The 16,995-nt window shown below is 33.5% G+C and carries 19 protein-coding genes; 13 read left to right on the top strand and 6 right to left on the bottom strand.

Features of this window, described 5'->3' with window-relative positions; all coding sequences use genetic code 11:
* Positions 1-74 precede the first annotated feature (74 nt).
* From pyk to E7Z81_RS05680, 5 genes are all read left to right on the top strand, one after another.
* On the top strand, positions 75-1,478 hold the full coding sequence (gene pyk, locus E7Z81_RS05700; protein WP_292745211.1) for a pyruvate kinase: 1,404 nt from the start codon (positions 75-77) through the stop codon (positions 1,476-1,478).
* Positions 1,479-1,587: 109 nt separating this feature from the next.
* On the top strand, positions 1,588-1,998 hold the full coding sequence (locus tag E7Z81_RS05695; RefSeq protein ID WP_292745209.1) for a hypothetical protein: 411 nt from the start codon (positions 1,588-1,590) through the stop codon (positions 1,996-1,998).
* A gap of 214 nt (positions 1,999-2,212) precedes the next feature.
* Complete coding sequence (locus E7Z81_RS05690) at positions 2,213-3,646, top strand: TrkH family potassium uptake protein (protein WP_292745207.1); 1,434 nt, start codon at positions 2,213-2,215, stop codon at positions 3,644-3,646.
* 137 nt (positions 3,647-3,783) lie between these two features.
* Positions 3,784-4,710, top strand: a complete 927-nt coding sequence (locus E7Z81_RS05685) for a type II secretion system F family protein (RefSeq protein WP_292745205.1) — start codon at positions 3,784-3,786, stop codon at positions 4,708-4,710.
* Positions 4,710-4,889 (top strand): class III signal peptide-containing protein, encoded by a 180-nt coding sequence (locus E7Z81_RS05680; RefSeq protein WP_292745204.1) that lies wholly within the window; start codon positions 4,710-4,712, stop codon positions 4,887-4,889. The genes E7Z81_RS05685 and E7Z81_RS05680 overlap by 1 nt, the downstream gene beginning before the upstream one ends.
* 90 nt (positions 4,890-4,979) lie before the next feature.
* Here the strand turns inward: E7Z81_RS05680 and E7Z81_RS05675 are convergent, their stop codons facing one another.
* Together E7Z81_RS05675 and E7Z81_RS05670 are read right to left on the bottom strand one after the other, a co-directional pair.
* On the bottom strand, positions 4,980-5,543 hold the full coding sequence (locus E7Z81_RS05675) for a TMEM175 family protein (RefSeq protein ID WP_292745202.1): 564 nt from the start codon (positions 5,541-5,543) through the stop codon (positions 4,980-4,982).
* Positions 5,533-6,114 (bottom strand): TMEM175 family protein, encoded by a 582-nt coding sequence (locus E7Z81_RS05670; protein ID WP_292745200.1) that lies wholly within the window; start codon positions 6,112-6,114, stop codon positions 5,533-5,535. Before E7Z81_RS05670 ends, E7Z81_RS05675 begins: the two co-directional genes overlap by 11 nt.
* 49 nt (positions 6,115-6,163) lie before the next feature.
* On the opposite strand from E7Z81_RS05670, the gene E7Z81_RS05665 reads away from it, so the two are divergent.
* Positions 6,164-7,576: a lactaldehyde dehydrogenase gene (locus E7Z81_RS05665; protein ID WP_292745198.1), complete on the top strand. Its 1,413-nt coding sequence runs from the start codon at positions 6,164-6,166 to the stop codon at positions 7,574-7,576.
* A gap of 67 nt (positions 7,577-7,643) precedes the next feature.
* Here the strand turns inward: E7Z81_RS05665 and E7Z81_RS05660 are convergent, their stop codons facing one another.
* The gene (locus E7Z81_RS05660; protein WP_292745196.1) at positions 7,644-8,366 is read right to left on the bottom strand and encodes a tRNA-binding protein; all 723 of its coding nucleotides are present in this window, start codon (positions 8,364-8,366) and stop codon (positions 7,644-7,646) included.
* A 157-nt stretch (positions 8,367-8,523) separates the two neighbouring features.
* Between E7Z81_RS05660 and E7Z81_RS05655 the strand changes: the two genes are divergently transcribed.
* From E7Z81_RS05655 to E7Z81_RS05640, 4 genes are all read left to right on the top strand, one after another.
* Complete coding sequence (locus E7Z81_RS05655) at positions 8,524-8,916, top strand: PRC-barrel domain-containing protein (RefSeq protein WP_292745194.1); 393 nt, start codon at positions 8,524-8,526, stop codon at positions 8,914-8,916.
* Between the two features lie 74 nt (positions 8,917-8,990).
* A complete protein-coding gene (locus E7Z81_RS05650) occupies positions 8,991-9,755 on the top strand; it encodes an aspartate dehydrogenase (RefSeq protein WP_292745192.1) in 765 nt (254 codons plus the stop codon).
* Between the two features lie 2 nt (positions 9,756-9,757).
* The gene (locus E7Z81_RS05645) at positions 9,758-10,474 is read left to right on the top strand and encodes a tRNA(His) guanylyltransferase Thg1 family protein (RefSeq protein WP_292745190.1); all 717 of its coding nucleotides are present in this window, start codon (positions 9,758-9,760) and stop codon (positions 10,472-10,474) included.
* The gene (locus E7Z81_RS05640; RefSeq protein WP_292745188.1) at positions 10,475-11,173 is read left to right on the top strand and encodes a Mov34/MPN/PAD-1 family protein; all 699 of its coding nucleotides are present in this window, start codon (positions 10,475-10,477) and stop codon (positions 11,171-11,173) included.
* Positions 11,174-11,231: 58 nt separating this feature from the next.
* Here the strand turns inward: E7Z81_RS05640 and serA are convergent, their stop codons facing one another.
* Complete coding sequence (serA, locus tag E7Z81_RS05635) at positions 11,232-12,803, bottom strand: phosphoglycerate dehydrogenase (RefSeq protein WP_292745186.1); 1,572 nt, start codon at positions 12,801-12,803, stop codon at positions 11,232-11,234.
* Between the two features lie 195 nt (positions 12,804-12,998).
* Between serA and E7Z81_RS05630 the strand changes: the two genes are divergently transcribed.
* Positions 12,999-13,337: a heavy metal-binding domain-containing protein gene (locus tag E7Z81_RS05630; protein WP_292745184.1), complete on the top strand. Its 339-nt coding sequence runs from the start codon at positions 12,999-13,001 to the stop codon at positions 13,335-13,337.
* Between the two features lie 78 nt (positions 13,338-13,415).
* Positions 13,416-14,141 (top strand): hypothetical protein, encoded by a 726-nt coding sequence (locus E7Z81_RS05625; RefSeq protein ID WP_292745182.1) that lies wholly within the window; start codon positions 13,416-13,418, stop codon positions 14,139-14,141.
* Here E7Z81_RS05625 and E7Z81_RS05620 read toward each other — a convergent pair.
* Positions 14,138-14,524, bottom strand: coding sequence for a hypothetical protein (locus E7Z81_RS05620; RefSeq protein WP_292745180.1), 387 nt, complete (start codon positions 14,522-14,524; stop codon positions 14,138-14,140). The two genes, E7Z81_RS05625 and E7Z81_RS05620, sit on opposite strands and share 4 nt — an antisense overlap.
* Positions 14,525-14,534: 10 nt before the next feature.
* Positions 14,535-15,467 (bottom strand): transcriptional regulator, encoded by a 933-nt coding sequence (locus E7Z81_RS05615; RefSeq protein WP_292745178.1) that lies wholly within the window; start codon positions 15,465-15,467, stop codon positions 14,535-14,537.
* A 118-nt stretch (positions 15,468-15,585) separates the two neighbouring features.
* Between E7Z81_RS05615 and E7Z81_RS05610 the strand changes: the two genes are divergently transcribed.
* Positions 15,586-16,788 (top strand): tRNA(Ile)(2)-agmatinylcytidine synthase, encoded by a 1,203-nt coding sequence (locus E7Z81_RS05610; protein ID WP_292745176.1) that lies wholly within the window; start codon positions 15,586-15,588, stop codon positions 16,786-16,788.
* Positions 16,789-16,995: the final 207 nt, after the last annotated feature.

Below are 16,995 nucleotides of genomic sequence, written 5' to 3'. Positions count from 1 at the left end.
AAACTAAATAATTAGTTTTAAATTCAATAATTTTCTAATATTTAATTAATTAAAATCTATTTGGTGATTTCTGTATGAAAAAAACAAAAATTATTTGCAGTGTGGGTCCTGCTTGCAATTCCGTTGAGGTTATGAGTGAAATGGTTAATAATGGCATGGACTGTGCACGTATCAATCTTAGCCATGCCACACAAGAGGACATACTGAATACAATAGATGTTGTCCGTCAAGTGCGTAGGGTATGTGATGTGCCTATTGCCATCATGTATGACACCAAAGGACCTGAGTTCAGAACTCTGGAATTTGAGGGTGATGGTGTAAGCCTTCAAAAAGGGGACACTATTCGAATGAGCAAGACTTGCATTTTAGGCAATGAAAATGAATTTGGAGTTAACCACAGTGATGCAATTGATTTCATAAATGTGGGGGACAAAGTGCTTGTGGACAATGCATTGCTTGAGCTTGAAGTCATTGACAGGGGCGATGATTTTGTTGTATTGGAGGCATTAGGCAAGGGTAAAATTCAGAATCACAAAACCATTAATGTTCCGGGTGTTGATTTGAAACTGGATTTCATCAGTGAAGTGGATAGGACAGACATTGCCTTTGCAGCAAAACATGCGTGCGACTATCTCGCATTGTCCTTTGTAAATACAAGGGAAGATGTCATTGCAGCTCGAAAAATTATTGATGCTTCTGGCGGAGATGCGCTAATTATTTCCAAAATTGAAAGCCGTATGGGTATTGAAAATATTGATGAGATAATTGATGAATCCGATGGGATTATGGTTGCCCGTGGCGATTTGGGTGTTGAAGTTGCGATGGAGAAATTACCGATGCTTCAAAAGAGCATCATTAAAAAATGCCGTGAAAAAGGCAAGTTTGCAATAGTTGCTACTGAAATGCTGGCTTCTATGTATGAAAATCCACGACCTTCAAGAGCAGAGGTTTCGGATGTGGCAAATGCAGTATTGGATGGAACGGACTGTGTCATGCTGTCAGGTGAAACAACTATCGGTAAATATCCTGTCCAGTCAGTTGAAATAATGAGCAGAATCTGTGAATATGTGGAATCCACAATCGACTATACGGAGCATACTGCCTACAAGGGGTCTATTGGCATAAGCGATACAATTGCAAAACTTGTTGTTGAAGCAGTTGAATATTCAGACATTAAACTGATTGTTACTCCTACTCTGACAGGTTTTACTGCTCGTAAAATCAGTAATTTAAGGCCAAACTCAACAATATTGGCTTGTTGTCCGTCTTATCGCATTGCTGATAAAGTTATTTTAAATTTTGGAGTCAAACCAGTAAAAACACACATTTATGAAAATACTGATGAAATGGTTGAAAATGCCAGAAGGATTGCTCAGGAGGAGTTCAACTTAAATAAGGGGGATTTGATTGTTATTACTGGAGGATTGCCATTGGGTGAATCTAAAAAAACTAATTATTTGAAAATTGTAGCGATATAATCTATATTATATCCTGCAATCAATAGGAACATAAATCTTGTTTTCATATTGTAAAATTGATTTTGAATACAACCCACACTTTATATGCTTTAATTTCTAATATTTGTTTATGAAATTCAAATTATTTGATAATTTAATAGTATTTTTAGACAATAATATTCCTGAAAAATATTTATCTAAATTACAGGAATTTTTGCTGAGTGGAGCTATTTTTACAGATGCAAGTAAAGTTTTAGCTATTCTCATAATTGTTATTGTAATATTCGAAATTGCTTTGACATTAACAATAACTGTTTTTAACTTGCCATTATCTGTATTAATATTGCCCTTTTTCATAATTCCGGGTCTTTTCACATATGTTGTTGTTCAGCAGGAAAAAAGAGCGCAGGAAATTGAAAAAACTGCTCCGGACTTTTTAAGGCAATTGTCAAGCATGCTGCAGGTGGGACTCAGTTTCGAAAACGCAATGGAGGACATGTCGCAGTACGGAAGTGGGCCATTGTATGATGTAATGAGTTAATGGTCAGTGTTCATTTTAATAAATATTGTTAATTTTTATTTAGTAATATGGGCTTATTTTTAGTAAAAATAAGATTATATTATTGTAAACTTATAATTAAAAACTTTTTTTTATATGGTGAGATATTTTTAGACTTTATTGTAAAATGTATATTACTTTAATATTTATATAGTATATTTTTCAATAATAATATGTTAATTGGTGAGGGTATTGTATGAGATATATTAATAAGAATGACTTGTTGATTATCGCTAGGAATATGGGTCTTTTAATGATTGGGATTGGCGTTATGTGTTTGGTTCCGATTATTGTTGATTTGATATATCTTGAATTTAATGCAGTAAGTTTTTTAGTGCCTTCATCAGTATCTGTTTTTCTGGGATTGATTTGCGTAAATGTGTTAAATAAATATGCAATTAATGAAATGCGCCTGAAACATGCGATGATTGTTTCTTCTCTTTCATGGTTATGGGCTGGAATCGTTGGGGGAGTAATATTTCAATTGGTTACCGGTTTAAATATTGTTGATGGTCTTTTTGAAAGTATGTCCGCTTTAACAGGCAGTGGAATTACAATTTATCCTGATGTGGAGGCTCTGCCTCACAGTATACTGTTTTTTAGGGGATTTCAACAGTGGATTGGCGGGTTAGGAATTATTGTCATGATAATATCTGTTTTAACCAAGCCTGGAAGGGTGTCCTCGAAATTATACAGGTCAGAAGCTCGTGACGATTACATTAAGCCATCTACAAAAGCTACAATAAAGCAGTTTCTTAAAATTTATGTAATTTACACTGTTTTTGGAATAACTCTATATTCTCTGGCAGGAATGCCTATTTTTGATTCAGTTTGCAATACATTTAGTATCATCTCAACAGGAGGTATGAGCGTAAAGAATGCAAACATTGGATTTTACAATGATGAAATAATTTATTTTATCACAATTATTTTAATGATATTGGGTGCAACAAGCTTTGTAGTTCATTATAATATTATCAAGACTCGTGGAAAGTCATTAATTTATGATAGGCAATTTCAGGTTATGATCAGTTTAATAGCAATTTCAACATTATTAATATATTTCACATCTCAGATTGTCTCTATGGATATTTTGTTTGTTGTAGTATCTGCCATCACGACAACTGGGGCAAGTATAGAAAGCTCAATTGTTATGGGCGGTTGGCCGCCATTTGCAATATTTATCATAATTAGTCTGATGCTTATTGGTGGTTCTACTGGATCTACTGTGGGTGCACTTAAATTGATGAGGGTTATCACATTTTTTAAGGGAATCTATAAAAATTCACGTGAGATATGGTCTCCTGAGGGTAGTATCGTTTCGGTTAAAGTTTCCAATAAAAAACTCACTGACGATTTGGCAGCACAAAGCGGAAACTTCATGACTTTGTATTTCCTGTGCATACTGATTACCTGGGCATTGCTATGTTTATATGGGCATGACCCTTTTGATTCGTTATTTTTCACCATTTCCATGCAGGGTAATGTAGGTTTGGAAATTGGGCAGATGTCACAGGCACTGGAACTTCCACTTAAAGTCATAGGCATTTTTAACATGTGGATCGGAAGGCTTGAAATTTATCCAGTACTGATTACAATGAGGGCATTTTTCGAAATATTTAAGAGATAATTTTTGCATTTTGATTTAAAAGCAATATTTCGGATATTACATTTGGCTTTAGATTGATATAATCATTGTTTTAACTCCATAAAATTGATTTAACAAATAACCAATACTTTATATTCATTAAAAAATAATATTATTCTATGAAATTCAAATTAATCAATGATTTATCAGTATTTTTAGACAATAATGTTCCAGAAAAATATTTATCAAAATTACAGGAATTTTTGCTGAGTGGGGCTATTTTTACTGAAGCAAGTAATGTTTTGGCAATAATTATGATTTTCATTTTAACACTGGAAATTGCTTTGGCATTAACAATAATGATTTTCAACTTGCCGTTATCCGTGTTGATATTGCCCTTTTTCATTATTCCGGGACTTTTAACATATGTTATTGTCCAGCAGGAAAGACGAGCGCAGGAAATTGAAAAAACAGCACCTGACTTTTTAAGGCAGCTTTCAAGCATGCTCCAGGTTGGATTGAGTTTCGAAAACGCAATGGAGGATATGTCGCAGTACGGAAGTGGGCCATTGTACGATGAAATGCGTAGAACAATCATTGAAATTAGAATGGGTCGCAATTTTGATGAGGCATGGCGTGCAATGAGCAAAAGATTGAAATCCAAGGAATTGGAGAGAATTTTTGCAATTATTTTGGATGGTCGTAAAAGCGGATCAAGTATTTCAACAGTATTGCTGGATGTTTCTGACGACTTAAGGGATTTGATGGCACTTAAAAGGGAGAGAAAGTCTGCTGTAATGATGTCGGTAATGTTTCTGATTATCTCAGCAATTATTGCAACTCCATTTGCGATTGGTATGGTTGGTGTCTATTCTGATTTCATGCAGAACTATGGGATGGATTCGGAAATTATTCTAACTGCTCCGATAGCGGGGGAAATTTATCTGATTATTCATTCCCTTTTAGTTGGTTTCATAATCAGTATTATAATGTATGGTGATATTAAAAAGGGATTCAAGTTCTCTCTGCCATTGCTTGCAGCATCATTTGGAATTTTTTATATCATTTCCACATTCGGTGCAGAAATTCTTATGGGGGGATTTTAATGGATAACAAAGGTCAGGCTTCCGCAGAATTCATTTTGCTCTTCGGAGGCATAATTGTTGTAGTATTGCTGGCAATCTATATGTACAATAATTATGTCAGTGATTTAAGTGATGAAATTGCATCAAAGGAGGTTAAAGAATTTAACAGGGAACTTGAAATTTTGGAAAAATATTTTTGATTTGATTCAGGTTTTTTTGTATTTGTCTCAATAGCATCCAGTTTATTAAATTTAAAAAAATAAATGGTATTAGGGTTGTCAATGCCCTAATTAAACATTAATTAATTTTGGAATTGTCCAAACTCCAATAATTGAGAGAAGACAACAGATAATTATTGCTGGTGGATATGCAAAATAACCAATTATCATACCTATTATGACGATAATTATTGTACCGTACATTGGCTGAGGTTTCATTGCAATTTGCAGTGCAATATTTCCAGGATCTGCTTGTATGAGGAATTTTCCTATTAACAAGGACAATATTGCTGTAACAATGAAATCCAGGCCGTATAAAAATTGCGGGAAAAATAAATAGAAATTTTCAGCAACAAAAGTTGTCAGGTAAGGCAATAATGAAAATACAAATAATGAAATTCCTGTTGTCCAAATGACTTTATAGTCGATTCTATTGACGATACTGTATATGTTGTTGTTAAAGTTCCAGAAGTTAAAGCATACTATAAAACTAATTGCATAAATTGCAAATTCATATTTAAGCTCAAATAATGATTCCCAACTTCCGGTAGATGCCAATGGAATTTCCAAAACAATAATTGTAATGATAATTGCTAGAATTGCATCAATTAAAGCTTCAAATCGTTCAGTTTCCATTATTATCACTCCTAACAATTCTGCCTAGTACAATCCACATGATGATTGAAATCAGACATGAAATGTATATTCCCGGAACATAGACTGTGTAGGTTAATATGAATCCTATAATCAGGACAATCATCGGCAGACTCAGATAATGACTGTCGTTATTCATGGCTTTTAACTCTTCATTATAAGGGTTGCTGGCATATATTTCCCGTGTAGCGAATGTATTCAATATGTGTGTTGCAATGAAAATCAGTCCGAACATTGTCTCAGCCGGAATTGAATAAATGTGATTTGCAAGCCATATTGTAAAGTAAGGGAGCAGGGAAATGATGAATGTCATTATTCCATAAATCCAAACTGCTCTATTGCTGATGTTGTCCACTGCCTGAAACAGGTTGTGGTTTGCATACCAGATATTGAATAATATTAAAAAACTGATTAAATATGCAATATAGATGTAATTTAGTTCCATAACTCCGGCTAATGTTGGTGTTGCCGGTTGAGGAATTTTCAATACTAAAACAGTTATGATAATCGCAATAATTGCATCGATAAATGTTTCAAATCTATTAGTCTGCATAGTATACTATTTTAATTTTAAGTTATAAAAATATTTAACAGGTGATAAGATGGACATGCTGATTGGTGGAAAGCACATTTCAAGTGATGATTTGGAAGATGTGACAAATCCGTATGATGGTACAGTGATAGATGCCGTACCTATTGCTCACAGACAGACTGCAGATTTGGCGATTCAGGAAGCTAATAATGCAAAATATGATTTATTTGAAATGTCTGCATTTAAGGTATCAAACAAGTTATTCAATGTTGTTGAAAAATTAAAGGAAAATCGTGAAGATTTTGCAAGATTGCTGACTCTGGAAGTTGGAAAGCCTATAAATGAATCTTTGGTGGAACTTGACAGATCAATTGAAACATTAAAGCTTGCAGCAGAAGAATCAAAAAGGATTTATGGTGAAAGTGTACCTTTGGATGCCGGTTTGAACGGCAAAGGATTTTTTGCATTTACTCAACGCTTGCCTTTAGGTGTTGTTGCAGCAATAACTCCATTCAACTACCCTTTAAATTTAACAATTCATAAAATAGCCCCTGCTATTGCATGCAAAAATGCAGTCATCATAAAGCCACCTACACAGGCTCCGTTAACTGTAATGAAATTTGCAGAACTTTTAAATGAAGAGTTTCCGGATGGGATAGTAAATACTGTAACAGGTTACGGCTCCGAAGTTGGTGATTATCTTGTAACCTCTGCAGATGTCAATAAGATTTCATTTACTGGCAGCGTTACCACCGGTTTGATGATTTCTCAAAAAGCAGGCATGAAAAAAGTCACATTGGAACTTGGCGGAAATGATCCTATGGTTGTTTTAAAAGATGCAGACATTGAAAAAGCGGTTCGAGGAGTAATTAACGGAGCATTTTTAAATGCTGGTCAGGTCTGCATGGGTGTCAAAAGGATAATTGTCGAAGATGATATTTCAAAGGAATTTGCTGAAAAGCTAGTTGAGGAAACTGAAAAAATTATTATGGGCAATCCTTTGGACAAATCCACAACTTTAGGAACCTTGATATCTGAAAAAGCAGCAATACAAGTTGAGGAAACAGTCAATAATGCTGTTCAAAAAGGAGCTAAAATTTTATCCGGAGGACATCGGGACGGTGCATTTTATGAAGCGACAGTTATTGATGATGTGACAACAGACATGGATTTGGTTGTCAATGAAACATTCGGTCCCGTAGCACCGATTATTCATGTAAATTCTGTTGATGAAGCAATCAAAGTGGCAAATGATACAGATTATGGTCTTCAAGCAGGAGTATTTACAAATGATTACTTTAATGCAATGAGATGTGCTCAGGAAATTGAAGCGGGTACTGTTTTTGTAAATAAGCAATCCACATTTAGAACAGATAACATGCCATTTGGAGGATTTAAAAATAGTGGTGTTGGAAAAGAAGGTATTAAATATGCTGTAGAAGAAATGACAAAAACAAAATTAATAGGATTGAATTTACGGTAGTGAATTAATTTCTTCACAATATTTATTGGGGTGTCCGATATAAAAAAAGTAAATAAGTTTAAAAAACTTATTTTAAATAATTTTCAACAAGGTTACGTGTTTCGTTAAGGGATTCCATTGGAATTCCTTTAGGCATTTGTCCAAGTTCGCCTTCAACATCTTTTAGAATGCTTCCGTTCATTCCTAAAAACATTCCTTCGCTGACAATATCGCTGAATGCTTGTGGAGGAAGTAAGGAGACTCCAACCTTATTGTCGTCTTTAACATTTAAATCGTTGGTAACAACAGTAATAGCACGTTTTCCTAAATTAACATTGCACAACATCAGGTTTTCATTTTTAGGATGTTTTGTAACGCTCATGACTTCTCCAACTTTAATGTCCACGCCCATTATTGGATCATTAATTGGTCCTAATGCAAGGCGGTCTTTAAGGCCGATAATTGTGTCTAGGAAAAATCTTACTTTGGCAATGTTTTCTTGGGTTTTTTCTCTGTCTTCTTTTGGAGCGTTATTTAAAAACTTTTTATTCCAGTCTTCTCCGCCCAAATATTCAATAATTTTCAATGCTTTTTCTTTTAATGCAGCAACATCTGGCGAATTTACCAATTCATCTCCTTCAAGATAAGAATAGGTCAATGACTGAAAATCACTGTTCATTTGTTTTCCTAAATCAACCGCTTGTTTTTTGTTCCAGCTTCCTCTAAATGATGCTGTTGGAATAAGATTCAGGTAATTTTCTCTTGCCTTACTTGCTACTAAAATTCTATAATCTTTTGTTGTATCCCACAATTTAAAGTCTCCTTTTAATCTAATTATATTTTATTTTTATAATTTAATAAATTTTTTGTAATATGAAGCTTTTTAAAAAAACATAAAGTATTTATATTAACAATTAAATAAAATAATACATATTTATTAAATTTATTATTTTATTTGTGGTGTAAAAATGGTAGAAGTTTCAAAATTACGCAGTTTAGATATTTATACCAACACTGGACATTATGTTGGTCGTGTAGAAGACGTTATTCTTAACATTAGATTAGGAACTATTTCAAAATTACAAGTTAGAGCTATTGAACAAGAAAGAAGACCTACCGGTTTTGTTAATCAATTCTTAGGAAGTATTCGTGGTGAGTCTCCGGAAGATAATGATATGAGATCTTTCCAAAATGATTTATTAACAGTTGATTTTGATAAAGTTCAAGCTATTGGGGACATTATGTTAATTAACCCAAGGGATATGAAAAAAATAAATCCTGAGCCACAAATCCCTGAACCTCCGGTTCAAAGACAACCTGAAACTCAACCACAAAATGAAACTCAAGTTCAATTCGACTAAAAGATTTATATAAATCTTTTAAATTCTTTTTTTTAATTTTTATTTTATTTAAAAAGCTTATTTTAAGTGATACTATGAAAGTAGGTATTATAGGATGCGGTGCTATTGCTAATATTATAACAACAAGCATAGTTCCCGAAAATAATGGAATAGAAATAGCATATTTTTATGATAAGGATATTGAGAGAGCTGAAAATTTAGCAAGTCTTGCAGGAGGTGTTGCGGCACTTGATTTTAATGACCTGCTTGACAATGTTGATTTAGTTTTGGAATGTGCTTCACCTGCTTCAGTTAAGGAATTGGCTCCTAAGGTATTGGAAAAAGGTAAAGACATGATTGTAATGAGTATTGGTGCATTTATGGATACTGAATTTTATAATAATGTCTTAAGCATTGCTAAGGAAAATAATGCTAAAATTCATTTGCCGTCCGGGGCTGTTGTAGGTTTGGATGGAATTAAAGCAGTGGCCAAATTCGGTCTTAAGGAAGTTAATCTGGTTACCCGTAAATCTCCAAAATCCCTTGGAAAAGATATTGATAAAGAGGAAGTGTTGTTTGAAGGAAAAGCATCTGAAGCTGTAAAAGAGTTCCCGTTAAACATTAACGTTGCTGCAACAATTAGTATGGCATGTAACAGGGACATTGACGTTAAGATAATTGTCGATCCGAAAGTTGACCGTAATGTTCATGAGATTACTGCAAAAGGTGATTTCGGTGAATTCAAGACAACAACTATGAATTATCCTTGTGCCGCCAATCCAAAAACAAGTATGTTGGCTGCCCTTTCAGCAATAAGATTACTTAAAAGTTTCAATGAAACAATCAGTGTTGGAATGTAAAAATGAAAGAATTTGAAGTTTATTCATCTTTAAGAGTTCCCAAAAACTCTAAAATTATCATGAGACTGGATGGCAGAAGTTTCCATTCACTAGCCCGTGACTTGGAGCTGGTAAAGCCGTATGATGAAAATTTTTATAGGGTAATCTCTGAAGTTTGCAGGGATTTGTTTGAAGAATTTTCACCAGTTTTTATCTACACTTTTTCTGATGAAATAAGCTTGCTTTTTGATAAAATGCCATTTGACGGCAGAATTGAAAAACTTAACTCAGTCATTGCCAGTTTCACTGCAAGTTCTTTTGTCATGCATTATAATGTTCAATTTAAAAAGCCTCCTGCTTTTGATTCAAGAATCATTCCAATCAATGGCAGTGATGTTCTTAAATATTTCAGGTGGAGGCAGGATGAATGCTGGAGAAACTGTGTAAACTCACATGGAATTTCATACCTCAAATCCAAGTATTCAAATACTGAAGCAAACGATATAATAAATGGCATGAACCTTAGTGACATTAACGAATTATTGTTTAAAAATGGCATTAACTTGAATGATATTGAAACTTATAAAAAAAGAGGAATTGGAATATACAGGAAAAATAAAAAAATAGTTGGTTTCAACAAAAAAGAAAATAAAAACCAAACATCTTATAGAAGTTATATTTATCAGGATTGGGAACTTCCAATATTTAGCGAAAAATTCTTCAATGGGTTCGGTGATTAAATGGGTTTCATGTCAAAATTATTTGGAAGCAATGATGAGGAATTCAATGAAGTTAGAGTGGACAGGGAAGTTTTAGAGTCTGTAATTTACTATGCCAAAAAATCATATCCAAATGAATTTTTAGCTTTTTTTGACGGTGAAATAAAAGATAAGATACTTTATATCACCAGTTTAATATTCATGCCTGGAGAAACCTGCGAAACCGGTGCTGTGATTCACACTGAATTGATTCCAATGAATACCAAATATTTTGGTTCCGTTCACTCTCATCCGGGGCCAAGCGCAAGACCCTCAGGTGCCGATTTAAAAACATTTTCAAAACACGGATATTTTCACATGATTGTATGTCTTCCATACTCATTGGAGACATTTAAGGCTTATGACAGATATGGTCAGCCTGCAGAATACACTATCGGTGATTACAGTTATCTAAATAATAATGATCTTGAGGACTTTTTTGATGAAAGTGATGTTGTAACTGATGATGATGTGTTTAAACCGGGATTTTTTGATGAGGATGATGACGAATTCTTTAAACATATTGATGATGAAGAGGAACCAGTTAATAATTATGAAGAATTTGAAAAAAGAAACCAAATAAACATTGTTTCCAATACTCAATTACCGGGTAATATGATAAGAATAGAACTTAACCCTGACGGTTCTGTAAAAAGAGTAACTAGGGATTTTAAAGACTAGTTTTTAATGGTTGAAAAAAAATAAAAAAATAAAAAACAATATTGGTGAAAATTGTTTTTTATAATTCTAATCCGTTAGCTTCATATACATTGTCTAAAGCTTGGATTTCTTTTATAACATCTTTTGGAATTTCTTTATCTAAAGTTAGAACCATGATGGCTCTTCCGCCTTTTTCATCTCTTCCAACTTGCATAATTCCAATGTTAACGTTATGTTCTCCTAATTTTGTACCGATTTTACCGATACTTCCAGGAACATCTTCGTATTTTGCAATGAACATATGTCCTTCCGGAATAACATCGACCCAGTAATCATTTACTTTTAAGATTCTTGCTTCGTGTAAGTGTGTTCCTTCAGCGGAGAATACATCATCTGCACTTTTAGCAATAACTTTAATTAATGATTCATAGCCTTTTGCTTTATTTTTTCTACCTTCAGTAATGCTGATTCCTCTGTCTTTTGCAACGAGGGCTGCATTAACTGCATTTACAGGAGAACTTAAGAACGGATTAACTGCTCCTTGGATAACTGTTCTTGTTAAGATTTCAAGGTTATCGATTTCAGCTAATTCTCCACTGTAAATAATTTCAATTTCTTTAATTTTACCGTTTACTCCTTGGGAGATGAAACTACCTAATTTTTCACATAATTCTATGTATGGAGCTACTTCTTGGTAAGTATTGTTATCGATACGAGGCATGTTCAAGACATTTCTTGGGTTTTTGCCGTTAGCCAAGTCGATAATTTCATCAGCAACAATGATTGCGGCATCTCTTTGAGCTTCTTTGGTTGATGCTGCAATGTGAGGAGTTAATACGATATTGTCAAGTTCGAATAATTTTGAATCTTTTGGTGGTTCTTCTTCGTAAACGTCTAAAGCGGCTCCGCCGATTTTGTTGTTTACTAAAGCATCGTATAATGCTTCTTCGTCAATGATTCCTCCACGTGCACAGTTTACGATGTATGCTCCATCTTTCATGATTTCAAATTGTTCCGTTGAGATGGAATGTTTGGTTTCAGGGGTAAGTGGTACGTGGATTGTAATAAAGTCAGAATTTTTAAGCACAGTATCCAAATCAGTTAAATCTACACCCATTTGTTTTGCAACTTCTTCAGGTAAATATGGGTCGTATGCCATTGCATCCATACCAAATGCTTTACATCTGTTTACTACTTGTGAACCGATTCTTCCCATACCGATTACACCTAAAGTCTTGTTTCTAAGTTCAACACCCATAAAGTTTTTCTTTTCCCATTTGCCCTCTTTAACGGATTTGTCTGCAATGGAAATTTTACGGGCCATGCTTAAGATCAATCCCATGGTGTGTTCAGCTACAGTAACGGAAGTGGATTCAGGTGAATTTACAACCATAATACCTTTTTCGGTTGCAGCATCTAAATCGATGTTATCTACACCTACACCGGCTCTAGCAATAATTTTCATGTTGTCTGCTTTTTTAATAATGTCTGCAGTAAGTTTTGTCCGACTTCTTACGATAATTCCATTGTATTCATGAATGGTATTTGCTAACTCTTCAGGAGTGATGCTGGTGTCTACAACGACTTCAGCCACTTCCTTTAGATTTTCAATACCCTTTTCATTAATTGAATCAGCTACGAGTACTTTCATATTTTCACCATAATATTGTAAATTTAAATTGAATATTTAATAATAAATATTACTTAAAAATTTGTTTTTTATTATATTTATAATTTAAAATTATTTGCAAAAAATAACATATTTTTATATAATAATTTTAAATATTTAAGTAGCGAGTAGGATATCTTTCGGTATCTATACTTAAAAAATTAAGGAGAAACTATTATGGTATCAGTAGACGAATTTGCAATATCAACTGCAAATGATATTCCTGGATTTAAAATATTGGAAACAAAAGGATTTATTTACGGTTTAACTGTAAGAAGTAGAGGTGTCGGAGGACAAATTGGTGCAGGTATAAAATCCATTTTTGGTGGAGAAATCGGCCAATATGTAACCATGATGGAAGAATCAAGGGACGAAGCTTTAAAAAGAGCAATCGACCATGCAAAAGAATTAGGTGCAAACGGTATTGTAGCCATAAGATTTGATTCAAATGAAATCTCTGATGTAATGCAGGAGATTTTAGTTTATGGAACTGCCGTTGTAGTTGAAAAAGAATGAGGTGATATTATTTATTTTGAGGACTTAAAATATAAAGACAAATCAATTCCGCAAACAATTTTAGGTTTCGGACCGTTCATGGCAGAGCCTTATTTTGGACATAGAGCCAGACTTTATCAGCTGGATTTATATGACAGTCCTCAAAATATTGCAGATGTCATTGTCGAATCATATAATCAGGGAGTAAGGGCTATTAATTTGGTAAATGATGCCAATCTGCTTGAAGCATATGATCTTGCAGTTGAACAGGACTGTAAAATGAATGTCATTGCTACTGTCGGCAGGTCTGATGTTGATTATCTAAATCCGAATTATGATGTTGCTAAGGAAGTGGACTGGGATGAGGATATAGAGCTATTCTCAACTTATGATTGTCCGTTAATGATGGTTGATGAATTCATCGTTGACGGCTATGACTGGAAATTAACTGCAAAAATCCTGTCTGAAATTAACAGCACAGGTGCCCTATCAGGTTTGATTACAGCATTTCCTTCTAAGACTACTGATTTGATTCCTGAAAATTTAGATATGGATTTGTTTGACTTTTACATGATTCCATTTAATTCAATTTCTTATATGATGGATATCAGTGCTTTTAATGCTTCTCAAAGAGAAGATTTTAAACAGAGACTGTTAAGTTTAAATAAGAAAGTTATTGCTTCCAGAATATTGGCCGCAGGAGTGCTGCAGCCTAAAGAAGCATTTGAATTTTTAAAAAATATAGATTACGTAGATTTAATTACATTGGGTGTTGCAAAAATAGAAGAAGCTAGTGATGATTTTAGTCTTTTGAAAAAATATTAAAGTTTAACGATTTCGTATTCTTCAAAGGGTACGAATCCGTCTTCTTTAAGGGTTTTGTTTAAATCCGCCAATCCATTTATTAAATCTTTTATATTTTTATTTGACGGTTTTTTACCTGTAATCTGTAAATATTGCCTTGGTGATATTTCACAGAGTTCGCATTCAAAATTGCAGCATCTGTTTTTTTCTTCACAGCCGTATCCCTCTTGGGCTTCGTCGGTTCCTATTACGATGTCATCAAGAATTCTTGATACTCTTTCATCTGATGCAAACATAGCTATTTTTTGTGTTTTTCCACAAATTCCAATTGCTCTTTGTCCTTTATAATTGCAAACCCATTTTATAGGATGATTTTCCATATCTGTAATTTGTAAATTTTCCATATTAATCACTCTAGTTTTCTTTTCTCTCCCTAATCATTTTCAATAATTCTTTTGAGTTTTCAAATTCTTTCAGTTCCCATGATTTAATCACGGGGATGGTACCAATTGATTCTTTAATCTTTTCGTTATTTATGATAAAAACAGGCTCTGATGTGGTAACCATTGATAAATCTTTTAGAGGTATTGCCATTCTTTTTAAAGTTTTTTCGCTTCTATTTTTCTCGACATTTGTTAATAATGGGGATTGTTTATCTGAACTTTTCATTTTTGCAACCGCATCAAATGGGCTTTTATTGGTGGACAGTACTCCATAGCCCAATTTGGACAGATCATTAACGTCATTGGTATATTCAACATCATCTTTTTGAGGCTGTTTCAGCAAATCAATGTCGAGAGTTACTTTAGTGTTCAGGATTTCCTCCAGAATCATTGCGGTTTCCGTATTTGCACGGACAATTCCGTTTTCATATTTATACATTGTAGCACGTGAAACATGAGCCAAATTCGCCAAATCCTTTAAAGACATTGAATATTCTTCACGGTATTGTTTTATGACATTGCCGTCGATTTTTACAAAATATCCTCCACGGTCAGCTAAAATTTCAGGATATTCATTATAAACAATCATGTTTTTAAAAGTCTCAAATGTAATGGTGGGAATATCGTATCTTTCGTATATGACTCCCTCTTCAAGAAGTCCGTTTCTGGATTTTTCTCCTATTATTATTGGGGATGCTAAGAAAATATTGGCTAATTGCTTCATTTCATGGGCATTATGCTCATTAATGCTGTCAATGTTTATGAAAGTTTTTAAAAGTAATATCAACAAATTTTTTCTTGCTACGATGTCGAATGATCCCTGTTCATAGGTGTCTGAGGTTTTATAACCCTGAGATTTTAGTAATTGCTCTATCTGCTGTAACAAGTTTCCACGAGTAAACATTGAATGGCCTCTTTAAATTAAACTATATATTGTTATAACTATAATATTTTATATATTTAAGGTGATTTAAATTAATGTTTTACATATTGGAATAGATGACACAGACTCTCCGGATGGAATGTGCACTACTTTTCTAGCTAGTCAGATAATAAACAAACTCAAAGACAATGGAATTGAACTTCTTGACCATCCTAGATTGATTAGATTAAATCCATTTGCCAGATTTAAAACCAGAGGCAATGGCGGTGTCAGTTTCAAAATCAAAAATGATGACAAAGCAGATCTTGCTCGAAGGATTGTATTGGAGGAAGTTGAAAAACTCTCCATGTTTGACTGTGACAATACCAATCCGGGGGTAATATTTTATGAGGGTGAAATAACTTCTCAGATGGAAGAATATGCATTTAGGGCAATTTATGAGTTCATCACCATTGATGAGGCTGAAAACTTTGGAAAGTCTATAGGATGTGAAATTCATAAATTCAAAAAGGGAAGGGGGATAATAGGTTCTATTGCAGCCATTAGTCTGCCTCTGTCCGATTACACTTATGAGTTGCTTGCTTACAGATCAAGTGAGAATTATGGAACAAAACGTCAAATAGATTATGATTCAGTTTATGAAATGGATGAGCAAACATTTCCGGATACTTTTGAAAATATAGATTATGGTGAAAACTACATTGCCATCGAACCTAAAACTCCATGTCCTGTCTTATATGGGATACGTTCAAACACTGTTGATGCCTTAAAAAAAGCTCAAGGTATTGTTAAAGTTTCAGAACCAATTGTTGACTGGTGCATATTTAAAACTAATCAGCACACTGATATGCATATCCAAAAAGCAGACAAGATATCTGATATGAAGCAATTCGGTTGTTATGAAGTTATTGGGGAAGTAAAAAATAAACCTAAAATAATTGATGGTGGGCACATGTTCTTTTTTATTGAAGACGATTCCGGTGAAATAGAATGCGGCGCTTATGAACCTACAAAATCATTCAGAAACGTTGTTTCAGATTTATGTCCTGGTGATGTTATCCGTGTATTCGGTGGAATCGGTGAGCAGAACACTTTCAACATCGAAAAGTTTCAGGTCATAAGTTTGAATGATGTGGAATATAAAAATCCAATTTGCGAATGTGGAAAAAGAATGACTTCTGCAGGTAAAAACAAGGGATTTAAATGTAAACGATGTGGGAAAAAATTAGATTCTGATAAAAAAGTTCCTATTATTATCACTCGTAATTTAAAAAATTCTCAGTTTTACGAAACACCTGTTTCTGCTAGGCGTCATCTGGCAAAACCACTTTGTAGAATGTGATTTTATAAAAACACTTTTTTTATTTTTTTATTTTTATAATAACTAATTTTTATCAATTTTTAATTGTTCACTTTTAGTGAATTAATTAATATTTTATCATTATTTTTATGCCTTTTTTTAGAACTTTTGAGAACTAAATCATATGTATTTATATACTCCTTTTTTGAAAAAATAAATTAATTAACATGTTTTTGCATGTTGGGTGGG

The organism is Methanobrevibacter sp., assembly GCF_015062935.1.
GTDB lineage: Archaea > Methanobacteriota > Methanobacteria > Methanobacteriales > Methanobacteriaceae > Methanocatella.
The sequence above is the reverse complement of the archived record's forward strand: the minus strand, read 5'-3'. Positions and strand labels throughout refer to the sequence as shown.

Bases quoted from the DNA above. Each gene is read 5' to 3' on its own strand.
- pyk (WP_292745211.1), top strand. From the start codon at position 75: ATGAAAAAAACAAAAATTATTTGCAGTGTGGGTCCTGCTTGCAATTCC.
- E7Z81_RS05695 (WP_292745209.1), top strand. From the start codon at position 1,588: ATGAAATTCAAATTATTTGATAATTTAATAGTATTTTTAGACAATAAT.
- E7Z81_RS05690 (WP_292745207.1), top strand. From the start codon at position 2,213: ATGAGATATATTAATAAGAATGACTTGTTGATTATCGCTAGGAATATG.
- E7Z81_RS05685 (WP_292745205.1), top strand. From the start codon at position 3,784: ATGAAATTCAAATTAATCAATGATTTATCAGTATTTTTAGACAATAAT.
- E7Z81_RS05680 (WP_292745204.1), top strand. From the start codon at position 4,710: ATGGATAACAAAGGTCAGGCTTCCGCAGAATTCATTTTGCTCTTCGGA.
- E7Z81_RS05675 (WP_292745202.1), bottom strand. From the start codon at position 5,543: ATGGAAACTGAACGATTTGAAGCTTTAATTGATGCAATTCTAGCAATT.
- E7Z81_RS05670 (WP_292745200.1), bottom strand. From the start codon at position 6,114: ATGCAGACTAATAGATTTGAAACATTTATCGATGCAATTATTGCGATT.
- E7Z81_RS05665 (WP_292745198.1), top strand. From the start codon at position 6,164: ATGGACATGCTGATTGGTGGAAAGCACATTTCAAGTGATGATTTGGAA.
- E7Z81_RS05655 (WP_292745194.1), top strand. From the start codon at position 8,524: ATGGTAGAAGTTTCAAAATTACGCAGTTTAGATATTTATACCAACACT.
- E7Z81_RS05650 (WP_292745192.1), top strand. From the start codon at position 8,991: ATGAAAGTAGGTATTATAGGATGCGGTGCTATTGCTAATATTATAACA.
- E7Z81_RS05645 (WP_292745190.1), top strand. From the start codon at position 9,758: ATGAAAGAATTTGAAGTTTATTCATCTTTAAGAGTTCCCAAAAACTCT.
- E7Z81_RS05640 (WP_292745188.1), top strand. From the start codon at position 10,475: ATGGGTTTCATGTCAAAATTATTTGGAAGCAATGATGAGGAATTCAAT.
- serA (WP_292745186.1), bottom strand. From the start codon at position 12,803: ATGAAAGTACTCGTAGCTGATTCAATTAATGAAAAGGGTATTGAAAAT.
- E7Z81_RS05630 (WP_292745184.1), top strand. From the start codon at position 12,999: ATGGTATCAGTAGACGAATTTGCAATATCAACTGCAAATGATATTCCT.
- E7Z81_RS05625 (WP_292745182.1), top strand. From the start codon at position 13,416: ATGGCAGAGCCTTATTTTGGACATAGAGCCAGACTTTATCAGCTGGAT.
- E7Z81_RS05620 (WP_292745180.1), bottom strand. From the start codon at position 14,524: ATGGAAAATTTACAAATTACAGATATGGAAAATCATCCTATAAAATGG.
- E7Z81_RS05615 (WP_292745178.1), bottom strand. From the start codon at position 15,467: ATGTTTACTCGTGGAAACTTGTTACAGCAGATAGAGCAATTACTAAAA.
- E7Z81_RS05610 (WP_292745176.1), top strand. From the start codon at position 15,586: ATGTGCACTACTTTTCTAGCTAGTCAGATAATAAACAAACTCAAAGAC.